This is a genomic window from Rhizobium mulingense, from assembly GCF_029194105.1.
In the GTDB taxonomy this organism is placed as follows: domain Bacteria; phylum Pseudomonadota; class Alphaproteobacteria; order Rhizobiales; family Rhizobiaceae; genus Rhizobium; species Rhizobium mulingense.
In genome coordinates, this window is the sequence record NZ_JARFVE010000021.1 from 1 (window position 1) to 13,801 (window position 13,801).

A 13,801-nucleotide genomic window follows, 5' to 3' on the forward strand; every position below is an offset into this window, starting at 1 on the left:
ATCGCGGAGACCATCCGCAAGACGGCGCTGGAGCGGCGGGGCGGGCCGCCGAAGGAATAATCAAAGCCTGATGACTGAGGCATTGCCGCGGCCGGTGGAGTTTGCGCCTTGACCGGCTCATAGCGCAGGATAACTGCGCCGGCCGCGGTCGGCGGGGAGCGTCGGCCGGCTCATGATGCTGCTCCCTACGAGATTAATCTTCAGCGCCGTATGCCGGACTTCGTCGAGGCAAAACAGGGCGAAGGAATGATCAAGGCGTTCCCCTCGAGACCGGTTGTTCTCCGATCCGATGAAAGTAGGAACTTTCATGTCGCGGCCGTGTTGTCGTTACGGCGGGGCAGATCTGCCGCGTAACGACACCAAACTATTGGAGCTGACTGATGAGTGATACGGAGCAACCGGACCAACAGACGCCTCCTACCCCGGGGAGCCCAGCTCCCGCCGCGACACCAACCTCAACCGGGCCTATCTCGTCCACACCAGATGAGCCGACGTTAGAAGCCTCGGTAGACGGCGCGCCGTCATTATCAGCCGACAGCCAGACCCTGCAGGAGCGTCCAAAAACAAAAGGCGTGGCCGATATTGTCTTCCTCGTCGACGTTACCGGCAGCATGGCCCCCTGCATCGACGCACTGCGGCGAAATATCGAGGCCTTTATTGACTCCTTAAGCCACGGCGACCCGAACAACGCCGCCCCTGTCAAGGATTGGCGCGGCAAGGTTGTCGGCTACCGTGACATTGAGGCCGCCGAAGCCGAAGGCCTGCCATGGATCGTCGACAATGACTTCGTGCGCGATGCCAGCGCGCTCAAGGCGCAGCTTGGTACGCTACAGGCTAACGGCGGCGGGGACGAGCCGGAGTCGCTTCTCGATGCTCTTTATAAGGTTGCCTCTATGGAGGCTGTGCCGAGGGGTTCGCAGATGGAGGATCCGGCGAAATGGCGCTATAGAAGCGATGCGGCGCGTGTTGTCATCGTCTTCACCGATGCTTCATTCAAGGAGACCATGAGCATTGCCGAGGCAAAGGGCGGCTCGTTGCAGGACGTGGCTAACCTTATTATGGCCAACCGAATTATTCTTAGCCTCTTTGCCCCGAATTTCGAGGGCTACGATAGGCTGAGCCAGATCGACAAGTCGGAATGGGAGGTGGTGGAATACGAAGGGCTGAACCCGCAGGAGGCGCTCCAGAAATTTACCTCCGACCCAGTTAACTTCCGTAACACCTTGAAGCAGCTAGCCGCCAGTGTATCCCGGTCGGCAGCGACCGTAGCGCTTTAGCCCGACTGACCCGAAAGCCATGGCCAAGAAGCTGAAAATCGGCGACCGGATCCGGCAGTATCGCGTCACGAAAGACTTCGGACCTGGAATGATGGCTATTTCCTATGGAGCTCAGACTTCCACCGGTGAGAAGGTTTTTCTCAAGCAATACAAGTCCCCTGCCCCGACGGTTGTCTGGTATGGGGCTTTTATTGCTTATCAGAACGAACTCGGAGCACGCGTCCGGAATGGCCGCGCTGCTCAATTTGCGGTGCGCCAGGTCGATGCATTCGAAGAGATCTGGGGCGGGCCTTGCTACTTTCAGGCATTCGAGTTCGTCGAGAATGGTGCCGACCTGCAGCAAATGCTCGATGAGGAGCGGGAGCAGCATCGTCGCACCAAGCTGGCCGCGACTGGTGATGCCACGGTTTGGGCACGTCACCTCACGTGGTCAAAGGTGTTCATGACCGGTATCGCGGCACTGCACGAATCCAAGGTCGTTCACGCAGATCTCAAGCCGGCGAACGCATATTTGATCACTGACCCGTCGATCAGCTCAGGCTACCAGCTTACGCTGATCGATATGGACTTCTCCCTGTTGGCTGACCGCCGCGCGCCCTGGCACGGGCATCAGGGATATGTTGGCACTGACAACTATCGATCTCCCGAACATATGACGCGCGGCGCTATTCCGGGACTGGCTTCGGATATTTTCACCTGCGGCCTAATGCTTTACGAACTTCTCGCCGGCTATCATCCATACTGGGCCGAGGACCCGGCTGATTATGCAAAGCTTGTGCAGAGCTATGCCGCCAAAGCTCCGGCACTTGCCGGGTTGATGCCGACACCGGCGAGCAATGCCGAGGTCAGTACCGTCCTCCACCGATGCCTGTCTCCAGATCCCGCGGCGAGACCGACGGCTGCGGAAGTTCGGGCTATTTTGAGTGGACGGGGCGCAGGCTCTGCCGTCTCCGAACAAAAAGCTGCTCCATCGACAACAGAAGGCATCGCTCCTCCACCTTCCGCAGAGTTGATCATTTCCGAGAGGATCGAGCTGCTTGGTGCGGACGGACGTTCCCTCCAGATCGGGGTGATGACGGAACTTGGAAAACCCCTGTTGCGGCAGTTCGGGCCGGAAAGCGAGTTCTGGGATAATCGCCAATGTGTCCTGGAACGAAATCCCTCACGGCAATGGGTGGTATCTCCCGTGGCTGGTGCTACCAACGAAACACTCGTGAACGGTATGACCCTGACAGCTCCTCGTCCGCTCAGGCAAGGTGATCGAATTGCGGTCGGCCGCCAGGCCAAAGGCATCGCCAAGATGCCCCTTACGGTGCGGGCGCTCAACAAATGAACTCGGCCGGCGGACGTGAAGTGCCCGAGTCAGATCCTCCCCGCGAGCAGCCGGCGATAGCAGAGGCTCATCCGGTGATGACAGACGTGCCCAAAAATGAACCAGGGGCGCCGGGTCCTTCCAGTCCCCTCGGCGCGCTTGCCGCAGATGTTCCAGCTCTCGGCCCCGAACCGCCACCGGCGGTTGCTGCGGCGTTGGACGGAAAGGCTGCGTCCCGGACGGAGAGCCTGCCGTCTGACCAGGATCTTTCGAAGGCGGCGGCCTTTGCTCCATTGGAAATCTTCGAGGTGAATGACCTTGATTGGAGAGCTATCCTCAACCGGGCCAGCCCGTCTTCCATCCGCTCCGAAATTCGGTCGACGGTGGAAAGGATGGAGGGTCTGCTGGACCGGGCCGACGGGCCAGGCATGTTGTTCGACAAATTCCGCGCCGATCCCACCGACAAAGTCATAAAGATTTCTGACTTCGATGCCGAAATCCCGCTGTGGATCATCGGCGACTTACATGGTGATCTTCTGGCGCTCGAGGCTGCACTTGCGGCAATGCGGCAGCCGGACCTGCAGCCTGGAGAAGGTCCACCTCGGATCCTTTTTCTTGGCGATCTCTTCGATGACGAGGGTTTTAGCCTCGAAATCCTTCTCCGCGTATTTGAACTAATCGTAGAGGCGCCAGACTGCGTGTGCGTCATCGCCGGCAATCACGACGAAGCACTGTCTTACGATGGCGTACGATTTTCCTCGAGCGTGACGCCATCGGACTTTGCCGACTTCCTCAACGCTAACCTGACCCACGAATGGATCGAGCGGGCCGGTAAGCTTGTCGTGCGCCTGTTTACGAACGCTCCGCGCGCACTCTTCTTTCCCGACGGATTGCTTGCCGCCCACGGAGGCTTTCCGCTGGTTGACTTGCATCCCGATCTCGCTGAATCGGGGGAATGGAACAACCCGATGTGCCTGTCTGATTTTGTGTGGACAAGGGCCCATCCAAAAGCCCGCAGGAAGCTGCCAAACCGCTTCTCCCACGGGAGCCAGTTCGGCTACGAGGACTTCGCTGCTTTTTGCTCTTTGAGTGCTGGTCTCGGACGGCCCGTCACACATATGGTACGCGGCCACGATCACGTGGAAGAAAGGTATGCGAGCTTCCCCGCCTATCGGGCTAATCCGCTGCTCACGACCGTCGCACTTTCACGGCGGTTGAGCCGCGAGGCATTCGGGCCCTACGAGCGGGTTCCTACCATGGCGCGATATGTCAAAGGAGCCCTGCCGCGCGTGTATCGGTTGCACATTCCCGCAGAAATGATCCGTGCCTATTATCCTCAGCCGGCCGCCGACAGCATCGACAATCACCCGAGCCAGGAGCCTCAACCATGACAGGCGTCATCTTGCGTTGTCCAAACTGCGGCACCTCCACAGCGACTTCCGGTGAGTGCGAGGCCTGCCACGAGGCACAAGTCCGCTTCTACTGTACGAACCATAAGCCGGGGCATTGGTTAGATGCACCCGCATGTCCGCAATGCGGCGCAAAGTTTGGCGATCCGCTCCGTCCGGCGGCACCGTCGGTCCCCCCTCCCGTTCGCCCACGTCCGCCGGTCCCTTTTCCCAAAGCCGCCCCCCGCGCGGAACCACCACCACCGCTGGATACGAGTCCCGGGCCATGGGGCCGGAAAGAGCGACGGAGGTCTCCCCGCCCTGAGACCGACGGCGCCTCAGCAGGCGACATCCGCACGGCAAAAATGCTGGAGATGCTTAGAGCTCTCTCCCGCGCCGATCGTATCACTCGAAGGTCAACCTATCCTGTTCCGGAAGCGCCATCTGCAAGGGCAGCAGCGGCGGGGTGCCTGATGCGCTTTATGCTCCTAGTGATGTTCCTGTTTATCATCCTGCCGCTGATATTTTCCCTGATTGGCGGCTCTCTACTTGGCGTACTCGACGGCTATTACTTCTGAGGATTTGACCACGCCACGCTCCAAGCGGCTGAGGCCGGATGTCCGCGCCATCCGATCTGTTTCTTTACCTTATACGTGCCGCTCCTGCCGCGGCCGTGCGGATGGATACTGCTGCATACGCGCCGTGGTAGCGGTGCCCGTCAGATTGAGCTCCGTCAGCATGTCGGCTAGGGAATAGATCCCGTCGACGATCGCATTTGATGTATCAAAGAACTCCTTCACCACCCCATCAAGAAAGGACCAGCATAACGGCCTGGGCCGCTCATCATAAACGCATCTAAGCTGAATCTCTGGGAGTCCGAATTGAACTCAAGCTCGAGCTGTCTAGTCAAGCTCCAGAGGCGCTTCTAGGTTCCGACCTGCTGGGAGAGGGAGATCCTCGAAGGCTCGTACAGCAGGCTTCTCACTGGGCGTCCGAAACAGCGGGTGCCGCCAACATACAGACCGCGGCCGCAGCATCATTTAGCACGCGGACGAAGACCCACTCACGATAGACAGGAGGCCGTGGACGAGGTTCTGGAGGCGGCCTTGCTGAGAGCACGGTCGGCGCGGCCTGGGTCGGGGTGGGGGGTCGCCGAGTCAGCGTCTGCGATCCACCGCACCGTGGGGCACCTGCTCGTGATGTGGCGATAACGGTATGGCTGCAAGCCGGGAAGCAGACTTAGCTGATGCTCATGCGGGTCCTGCTGCTGACCGAGGAAGCGACCGATATCTGGATGCGTGCGCCGTGGGACGAGGCCAAGGCGCTAGCCCGTCCGCTGCCCAACGATGCGCTGATCGTAACATCCCGGGAGAGCCTTACGGCTCAACGATGTAACAAAGGTCGGAGACCCGGTCGCGCACCCGAGCCTTTTCTGAGCTTGGACCGGTCAAAACAGCTCGATCCACAACGGCGCTTCTCGAGGGCCGCGACAAATCCGTCCCCAAACTGGCATGGATATGCCGGCAAAGGCTGCTGAGGTCAAAGCGTGATCGAGGGAAACGCCCGCGCTGCGTCGGCAAGTTCTCCTGCCTCATACGGTTTTCGCAAGGCCGTTTCGTGCTGATATCCGTCGATGAGACCATCGCTTCCGTAACCTGTCGCGAACACAAAAGGAATGCCCCGGAACCTGTGCGACCGTGAAGGATTGGGTGCCGGCCAGATTGACGTCAAGCACGGCAAAATCGATCTCACTGGTCCGGGCAAGATGGAGCGCTTCATTGATACGGCTGGCTGAATAGAGCACTCGATGCCCCATTTCCGTCAGCAAATCTTCAAGGTAAAGGATCCTCGACGATCAGAATCCGAATTGCTGTCTGGTTGGCCGCCAAAGTCCTTCACCCATCCCGGCCGACAGGCATGGGTGCATCGATCGTGCAGACGACACCGGTGGGCGGATATTCAACGCGCACCTCGCCGCTGAGTTCCGCCGCCAGCGCCCGCTCGATTAAGCGCGAACCGAAGCCCTTCTGTTTCGGGGGAACGACCGTCGGCCCCGCGTTCTCGGCCCAGTGCAGAATCAGGCGGCGCTCGTCGCCTTCGCCTTCCATCGCCCAAACGATGGAGACATGGCCGTTCTCGGTGGAAAGCGCTCCATACTTCGCAGCATTGGTGCACAATTCGTGCAGCGCCATGGCGAAGGCCAACGCGGCGCTCGGCGCAAGCTGCAGGTCCGGACCTTCGATGTGGAAGCGATTTTCGCCACCCGCATGTGGCTTGACAGTATCGGCGATGATCTCCGCCAGGTTTGCACTTGCCCAGCTTTCGCGAGTCAAAACGTCATGCGCCTTTGCCAGGTTGATCAGTCGCGACGCGAATGCACCGCGCGCTTCCTCCAACGTCGAGGCATGACCGAGCGTCTGGGATGCGATAGACTGGACGATCGCCAGCGTGTTCTTGACGCGATGGTTGAGTTCGCCCATTAGGGTTTTCCGGTGTTCGTCGGCGCGCCGGCGCTCGGTCATGTCGCGCGCGATCTTGGACGCACCGGTGACCTTGCCCCGCGCGTCCTTCAGCGGCGATATGGTCAGCGAAACCCAAACGTGGCTGCCGTCCTTGCGCAGCCGGACCGTATCGTAGTGTTCGATGTGCTCGCCCCGCCGGACGCGATCGAGAATGTCATCCTCCTCATCGTGGCGGTCAGGCGGAATCAAGATCTTGATGGACTTGCCGACGATCTCCTCGGGTGTGTAGACGAATAGTCGTTCAGCGCCCTTGTTCCAACTCCTGACGATGCCGTCGAGGTCCTTGCTGACGATCGCGTCGTCGGACGATTCGACAATCGCGGCAAGGCGCTCGGCAAGCTCTTCGGCCCGCTTGCGCTCGGTTATGTCGACCAGCATGTTGACCGCGCCCATGATCCCGCCTGAGGCGTCGCGCAACGGTGTCGGATAGACGAGCAAAGGCACGAGGACGCCATCCGGCCGCTCGACCACGGCCTCCGCGCCACGTATCGGCCGCCCCTCCTTCAGGGCGACGGCCATCGGGCACTCGTCGTGCCGTAGCGGCGTTCCATCTGGCCACTGGATACGCCATGATCCGCAGAATTCCTCCTTCCCAAGCTCCGGTTCGCGGCCCCAGATCTCGGCGGCGGCGGGGTTGTAGGAGGTGATCAGCCCCTCGGCGTCCGTCGTGTAGATCGCACCCGGCAGCGCTTCGATCAGATCCTTCAGTCGCTGCTCGCTCTGGCGGATCGCGACCTCGCCTTTCCTTCGGTCGGTGATGTCCTGCATCGCCAGCAGGATCAGCTCTTCGCGGTCTCCTTTGCGCGCCAGCTTGCGGGCGTTGAGCACGATGCAATGGCGGCCGATGTCCACAAAGTCATGCTCGACCTCGAAGTCGACGACCGCGCGGTCGTTGGAGAGTATCTCGTCCAGCAACGCTCGCAGACTGGGAATGTCCCACTGGCCGTTGCCAAGTTCATAGACAAGCCTGCCCACGGTTTCCTGTCGCCGCGCCCGGAACTGCTTGTAGAAGGCGTGGTTGGCCGACTGGACCCTCAGGTCGCTGTTCAGGATCAGCAAGGGTTGGCGAATTGTCTCAACGATGGCCTCGGAATAGATGCGCGCTTCTTCGGCCGCATCAGCGGCGCGCTTCCGCTCCGTGATGTCGCTGAACGTGACGACGACGCCGGCGATGTGATTGTCCCGTGTGCGGTAAGGCAACATGCGCCGCAGATACCACCGGCCGGCATCGCTCTGCACCTCGGCATCGATGGTGGTAAGTTTCTTCAGGACTGTCTCGGCGTCCGGCAACAGATTCTCGTCGGAGAACTTCCGCGCGAAATGAGCGATCGGACGGCCGATGTCCGACGACACGAAATCGAAGAGCTCCTTTGTCGTGGGCGCGAACCATTTGATCCGGAACTTGTCATCCAGGAAAAGTGTTGCGGTCTCCGAGCCCGCCAGCAGGTTGTTCAGATCGTTGGTGGCTGCTTCCAGTTCGCCGATCTTATGCTGGAGCTGGTTGTTGACAGTGTTCAGCTCCTCGTTGAACGACTGCAATTCCTCCTTCGAGGTCTCCAGTTCCTCGTTGGTGGACTGAAGTTCCTCGTTCATCGAGGTGGCTTCCTCGTTCGAAGCTTTCAGCTCTTCGTTAGCCGTCTCAAGATGTTCGATGGTGTTGCGCAGTTCGGCGCGGGTCGTCGTCAGCTCTTCCTGAAGGGCACGTTCGCCGGAGGAAGCCTCTCCGACGTCCCCGCGCATGCCCGCTTTGACTTGCTTGGATGCCTTCGGAGCCGGCGCGAAGCTCACGAGGAGGCTGCCGCCTGCCGACGAGGCGGGCAGCGGCATGACCGTAATGGCAACGGAATGGCTGGACTTGCCCTCCTGGATGCGGGCGTTGACGGTCACTTCCTTTTTGTCCTTCGATGCTTCGCGTATTGCCACCCGAAGCTTGAGCGCCAGCCCGTCGCGCGCCATGGTCAGCAAATCTCTGGTGGGCTCGCCGGGGGGCTGTTCAAGGTAGTCCCTGGTCGCGCCGTGGAAATAGAGAACGCGGCCTTTGAGGTCGATCAGCACCGAGGCTGGTGCAAAGCGCTCGAGCAGCGCCCGGCGTGCCATTTCGGCCACCGGGGCGGTCGAGCTAGGCAGCAGGGATAGCGGCTCATCCCCGTTGGTCGTCTCAGCGGACGCCCGAGGCCGTGGATAATTGACAAGATCGTGGCGCGTGGGGCCGACACGGCGATAAATCCGCCATTTCTTCGACACTGTCTCGAACAGGTCCTCGTGTCGCCCGACCGTTTCAGCATTGCCGAGGAACAAATGTCCACCCTGCGTGAGCGAGAAATGGCAAAGGGCGATGATCTTCTGTTGAGCAGCGGGCTCCAGGTAGATCAGGACATTGCGGCATGAGACGATGTCGAGCCGAGAGAACGGCGGGTCGCGCAAAAGGTTCTGCTGCGCGAACACCACCATGTCGCGGAGTTCCTTGGTGACCTGGTAGCACCCGTCCAGCTTCTCGAAGAAGCGCCGAAGGTGTTCAGCTAAAAGACCGGTCATGGCCGCCGCCGGATAGACGCCGTCCCGCGCCTTGCGCAGGTTCGCTTCCTGAGCATCGGTCGCGAACACTTTCAGGTCGAATCGCTTTCCCGCTGCCTCCGCCAGTTCGGTTACCAGCATCGCGATGGAATAGGCTTCCTCGCCTGTCGAGCAGGCTGGAACCCAGACCCGGATGGAAGCGCCGTTCTGGCGCTCGGCGATCAACGGCTTGATCACCTGCGCGGCGAGAACCTGCCAGGCTTCGGCATCGCGGAAGAACCCGGTGACATTGATCATCAGGTCTGCGACCAGCGTCTGGACTTCCTCGGGATTGGTACGCAACTCGTCTATGTATTCGCCGATCGTCCCGATGTTCCTGAGTCCTTGGCGGCGGTAAATCCGGCGGTGCTGGGTGCTCCGCTTGTAACTCCCGAAATCATGCCCCGCGCGGGTGCGCAGAAACTCCAGAACCTGCTCCACCGTTGCTTCGCCGTTTATCGATGGGGGAAGATCGGCTTCCACCGGAGCGGCGACGTAACCGTGGCTGATGTAACGGAGAACCACCTCGGGCATCATCTCCGGAGCAAGGATATGATCTGCCATGTCCGCCGCAATGGCGCTTCTCGGCATGCCGTCGAATTTGGCTGTTTCGGGAGCCTGAACCAGACTCATACCGCCTTCAGCCCTGATCTCCTGCAGCCCCTGCGAGCCGTTGTTTCCTGTGCCGGACAGCACGATAGCGATCGCGCGCTCGTGCTTCGACGACGCAATCGAGGCAAAAAGCACATCGACCGGATGACGCGGACCACGGGACGTGCATGGTCTGGACACACGCAACTTGCCTTCCTGCACCCTTAGTTCGGTGTCGGGAGCGATAACGTAGACATGATCACGCTCGACCGTCATCCCATCCCTGACCTGGGCGACTGGCATTGCCGTGCGGGCGCTCAGAATGTGCGCCATCTCACTCTCGTGTTTAGGATCGAGATGCAGCACGACCACGAAAGCACAGCCGCTGTCAGGGGGCATGGCGTCAAAGAAACGGCCCAAAGCCTCAATGCCGCCCGCCGAAGCACCAATACCGACGATCGGCATTGCCGACTGTGGCATGGCGTCCTTCGTTGCGAGCGAGGTGTGTTCGTTGACGCTCTGCGTCGGCGTGCCAACTTCCGAATTCACGGACTTCTGCTTGGTTCGGACGGATTCCCGTTTGGAACGACCGGATCGCATGGCATTGCCAGATGTTTCGTCGGTCATTACTTCGCCTGCTCACTATCTGCCGGGTGAGACGGCAGACGCGATATGTTCGCACACCGCACATCGCTTCACAATTATATTCGGGCCTCGGCCGCCTAACGCATTGGCCTTGATTTAACTGCAACACTTACGATAGTCCCAGTTGCGGCTTTGGAATCGTTCATTGGTCGATAACTCCGTTGTGGTGACACATAGCAGCTCGATCTAAACCGGTGCATGATCACTTGTATGCTCCCAACCTCTCACGAACTTGTCGACGTTGGCCTGTTTGAGATCGCCGGCAAGCGCGGGGCTTAAGAGGAAATGATCGATGCGCAGTCCGGCGTCGCGGGCACCGTCCAGCCCTGATCACGAAGAGGGGCGCATAGTCATGCAGCCGCCCGAACCGGCTCGCCGAAACTTAGCCGCGCCGTCGCTGCCATCCGGCCAGTTGAATCTCCTTCGATCCGATGCCCGAAAGTGTTTGCCAAAGCGATTGCACGATCAACTTCAACGACGGCTCGATCAATGTCCGACGAGCAGTGGTCGACTTGCGCGCCGCATAGCGCGTGAGTAGGACAAGATTCTCGATGATGGTGGTCGAGGCAATCCGCCACCGCTCGGACGGCGGCCGAGCTGCCGCTCACGGCCCGGCAAAATCCACAAGCTTCTCACCCGCAATGGGGCCAATCGAACCGCATCAACGTTGTTGCCGGGCACCGCGAACTCGGCGCAAGTGGAGCCGCAATTATTCGTCTCCGCTGAGGAAGTGCCCGATGGCGGCAAGTGGCCGAATTCCATCGCAAACAATTTTGGCGATGACAGCATCGGCACCGCGAGAATCGCTCCAGGCACACCCCACATCCAAAACCAGAAGATCAGCGCTATAATTACAAGCACAGGATTGAGTGTGAACCGGCGGGCGAGCAGCACCGGCGTAATGATCTCGCCCTCGGCGACATGGATCACAAAATAAAGCGCTGCCGGCAGAAGGGCCAGCCACAACGTATCGATCACCAGCAGGCCGGCGAGCAGAAAAATTCCGACTCCGAGAAGCGGCCCCATGATCGGGACATAGTTCAGCAGAAACGCCGCGACACCCCATAGAACCGGATCGCCTAACCCTGTCAGCCACATAGCAATGCCCGTAGCTAAGCCAACAGCGCCATTCATGACCGTAATAGTGACCAGATAGGCAGAGATATTTTTCTCGACATCCTGGGACAGCTCGACAACCTGCCGCTTCTCCTTGAAATTGGGCAGTATTTCGACCATCCGTCTTAAGAACGTGCTTCCGGATACGAGCAAAAAGAACAATATGACGATGGTTTCGAAGAAACTGGCTGCAAAGTGGGTCGTTCCAGCGAAAAGCGTCGCGGCGATCGTCGAGCCGGACCCCCCGCTTGTTGCCGATCCTTGCTGCATGAAGCTATCGACCTGATGCAGGAATGTTTGAAGTGCTTTCACCGGTTCATTGAGAAACTTGAGACGCTCCTGCAATCTGGGAATTCCTTCGGGCAGCTTCGCAGCCGACTCTGTCGCTGGGCCAGAGATTGCACCGCCAATGCCGACGATGGCGCCGAAAACAAACAAGATTAGCAATAGGGCCGCAAGGGTTCGCGGGAAATGGAGTTTCTCCAGCAATCGCATGGCCGGCTGAAACAGGAGCTTGAGGACGAGCGCCAGCACAATCGGCAGCACGATCTCAGCCGCCACGTAGGCAATGCATAATGTCGCGAGCGCCACCAATATCGAAAGCAGCACGACCACCGGGTTGGTGGGCAAATCCAGCGATTTGAATTGAACGCCGGGGGCGATTTTGGGCTCTGCCATTTTATCGACGTTCAGTTCGGTTTTGTCGTCGGCCACCTTCCTTTCCTTTGGCCCTGCCAAACTGCTCCGCCGAATTGAGATAGAAGAGCCCGTTTGTGACGGACCCTTCTTGGTGCGTTTAAGACTTGGTGTTTTTGTGACTTTGCTCACCTGCCTTGACGTGCTGCTCGTGGGTGCCGCCCTGAGTGCTCGATGTTTTCGAGCCACTGCTACCCTTGGACGACGAAGCGCTCTTGCCGGTGCCGGACTTGACGCCCGGCTTGCTTTCGCTGGTTCCGCTTGACGATGGCATGTCTTACTCCTCCACTGACGAGACCGGGTTGGTCTCGATAAGAGAACCAGAATGCCGGTAAAGTGTTCCCGCCCGGTCTGACAGTCCTCAACACAAGCTCGTGCGATTCCGATATCCGACGTGCGCCACCGCATTGGCGCTGTGGAGCAACACGAAAGGCGGCGTACTCATCCGTTCAAGCCGGCGAGGCTAAAACGCCGCGAGAATTGTCAGCCGTTCGGCCGGGCCACTACGTTCATTCATCCCCTTCCGGAAGCCTTGGTAGGGCGTCAGCCCCTTTTTCAACACAGAGACGACGTGTGATCCGGAAAGCCGGAGCGATCTTGCCCTTGACGATCTGGCTCGAACAGTGCCGGGACGTCTATTGTCCCTGCATCAAGGGTCAAGTCCTTTTCGACAAGGCGCCGAGGTCGGCACCGTCGCGCCGACTACCGGTTGGCCCGCCAGATATTTCACGCGGTTGCAGAGGAACTTATACCAGCTGCAGAGGTTCTGTCTTCACGGCCGAGTGAACACCGTCCGAGAAGGAGGACATCTCAATGATACACAATGGTTCTCGTCGGGGCGCGGGGTAAGCGCGTCGTCGCTCACTTCTGTCGCACCGACGTGCCCGCGTCCTCTACCCATGCCGGAACTCCAGCGGTGCGACGGTCGTCACAAAGAACTCGGCTGCGCCGATCGCAGGTCAACAGCTTCACCGAGACTCTGGCCAAAAACGGCATCGAAAAGGGTGGCTTCGACGACACGCTCGCCCCCTCACGCTTGGCGGTGGCCGTGAACATGACCGGCATCTGGACCACGACAGAAATCTTTCGAACCCAAGGAGCTAACCATGGCCAAGGAAATCAAAACACTGGACGTCCTCTTTCACAACACTTTGAAGGACGTGTATTTCGCCGAAAACAAGATCGTTGCGACGCTGCCGAAGATGCGCGACGCGGCCAAGAACAGGCAACTCAAGGACGCCTTCGTGAAGCACCTCGCCGAGACCAAGGTGCACGTCACCCGTCTCGAAGATGTCTTCAAGATCATCGGCAAAAAGCCGGAGCAGAAGACCTGTGACGCGATGATGGGCATCGTCAAGGAAGGCGCCGAGATCATGGAAGAGTACGAGGGGATGCCGGCACTCGACGCCGGCCTTCTTGCCGCGGCCCAGGCGGTCGAGCACTACGAGATGTCGCGCTATGGCACCCTGCGGACATGGGCGCTCGAGTTGGGGATGAAGGACGCCGCCAAGCTCCTTCAGACGACGCTCGATGAGGAACAGGCCACCGATCTGGCGCTAACCTCCATTGCGACGAAGGTCGTCAATCAGAATGCCGAGAAAGCCGCCTGACGCCGTTGACGTAGCTCGTCACCGCGCGTCCGTGCACGGTCATCGCACAGGCGGTGACCAGCCAAGGCAATCCAGGCCGCTAACGGAGGAG

At 59.7% G+C, this 13,801-nt stretch carries 8 protein-coding genes and 2 pseudogenes; 6 read left to right on the forward strand and 4 right to left on the reverse strand.

Annotated elements, in window-relative coordinates; all coding sequences use genetic code 11:
• The first annotated feature begins 380 nt into the window (after positions 1-380).
• The 5 genes and pseudogenes from PYR71_RS28885 to PYR71_RS30895 all read left to right on the forward strand — a co-directional run.
• Complete coding sequence (locus PYR71_RS28885; protein ID WP_275621734.1) at positions 381-1,277, forward strand: vWA domain-containing protein; 897 nt, start codon at positions 381-383, stop codon at positions 1,275-1,277.
• Positions 1,278-1,296: 19 nt separating this feature from the next.
• The gene (locus tag PYR71_RS28890; RefSeq protein ID WP_275621735.1) at positions 1,297-2,610 is read left to right on the forward strand and encodes a protein kinase domain-containing protein; all 1,314 of its coding nucleotides are present in this window, start codon (positions 1,297-1,299) and stop codon (positions 2,608-2,610) included.
• Positions 2,607-3,980: a metallophosphoesterase gene (locus PYR71_RS28895; RefSeq protein WP_275621736.1), complete on the forward strand. Its 1,374-nt coding sequence runs from the start codon at positions 2,607-2,609 to the stop codon at positions 3,978-3,980. The genes PYR71_RS28890 and PYR71_RS28895 overlap by 4 nt, the downstream gene beginning before the upstream one ends.
• 362 nt (positions 3,981-4,342) lie before the next feature.
• A complete protein-coding gene (locus tag PYR71_RS28900) occupies positions 4,343-4,555 on the forward strand; it encodes a hypothetical protein (protein WP_275621737.1) in 213 nt (70 codons plus the stop codon).
• Between the two features lie 674 nt (positions 4,556-5,229).
• A pseudogene (locus PYR71_RS30895) lies at positions 5,230-5,413 on the forward strand (SOS response-associated peptidase); the annotation flags it as partial.
• A gap of 459 nt (positions 5,414-5,872) precedes the next feature.
• Here the strand turns inward: PYR71_RS30895 and PYR71_RS28905 are convergent.
• The 4 genes and pseudogenes from PYR71_RS28905 to PYR71_RS28920 all read right to left on the reverse strand — a co-directional run bounded on the left by PYR71_RS28905 (position 5,873) and on the right by PYR71_RS28920 (position 12,374).
• Positions 5,873-10,270 (reverse strand): PAS domain S-box protein, encoded by a 4,398-nt coding sequence (locus PYR71_RS28905; protein ID WP_275621738.1) that lies wholly within the window; start codon positions 10,268-10,270, stop codon positions 5,873-5,875.
• Positions 10,271-10,474: 204 nt separating this feature from the next.
• Positions 10,475-10,603 (reverse strand): annotated as a pseudogene (locus tag PYR71_RS28910) (exodeoxyribonuclease III); the annotation flags it as partial.
• 171 nt (positions 10,604-10,774) lie between these two features.
• The gene (locus PYR71_RS28915) at positions 10,775-12,118 is read right to left on the reverse strand and encodes an AI-2E family transporter (RefSeq protein ID WP_275621739.1); all 1,344 of its coding nucleotides are present in this window, start codon (positions 12,116-12,118) and stop codon (positions 10,775-10,777) included.
• An 82-nt stretch (positions 12,119-12,200) separates the two neighbouring features.
• Positions 12,201-12,374, reverse strand: coding sequence for a hypothetical protein (locus tag PYR71_RS28920; RefSeq protein WP_179867124.1), 174 nt, complete (start codon positions 12,372-12,374; stop codon positions 12,201-12,203).
• 832 nt (positions 12,375-13,206) lie between these two features.
• Between PYR71_RS28920 and PYR71_RS28925 the strand changes: the two genes are divergently transcribed.
• Positions 13,207-13,710 carry a YciE/YciF ferroxidase family protein gene (locus PYR71_RS28925; RefSeq protein WP_275621740.1) on the forward strand — a complete coding sequence of 168 codons (504 nt, stop codon included), beginning with the start codon at positions 13,207-13,209 and terminating at the stop codon, positions 13,708-13,710.
• The last annotated feature ends 91 nt before the right edge of the window (positions 13,711-13,801 follow it).